The following is a 313-nucleotide window of genomic DNA, read 5'->3' on the forward strand; positions in this document are numbered from 1 at the left end:
CCGCGCATTGCGCCAAAACGGCGTGAACACCCGGTACGGCGTGCCCTGCCCGGTCGCCAGATCCCAGGGCTCGAACAGCAGGCTGCCGTTGGCGCTTTCCACCCGCAATCCCTGCCCGCGCAGTCGCTTCTTCAGCGCGGCGTCGCGCGGCTGGGTCGCCGGGTCGTATTTGCGGTTCCAGAACACCGCGCGCGCGCCGCTGTCGCGTAACAGCGCCTGCAACGCCGCGTCGGACGGACCGGTGCGCAGATGCAGCGCGGAGCCACGTGTGCGCAGGTCGGTGTCCAGTGCGCGCAGCGAACGATGCCGCCAC

The 313-nt window shown here is 70.9% G+C and carries 1 protein-coding gene; it reads right to left on the reverse strand.

Going from position 1 to position 313, the window contains the following annotated elements; translation table 11 throughout:
• A partial coding sequence (locus tag R5H29_RS14485) for a deoxyribodipyrimidine photo-lyase (RefSeq protein ID WP_332329352.1) occupies window positions 1-313 on the reverse strand: 313 nt, incomplete at both ends.

It is taken from the genome of Stenotrophomonas sp. A3_2 (genome assembly GCF_036624925.1).
Taxonomy (GTDB): Bacteria; Pseudomonadota; Gammaproteobacteria; order Xanthomonadales; family Xanthomonadaceae; genus Stenotrophomonas; species Stenotrophomonas hibiscicola.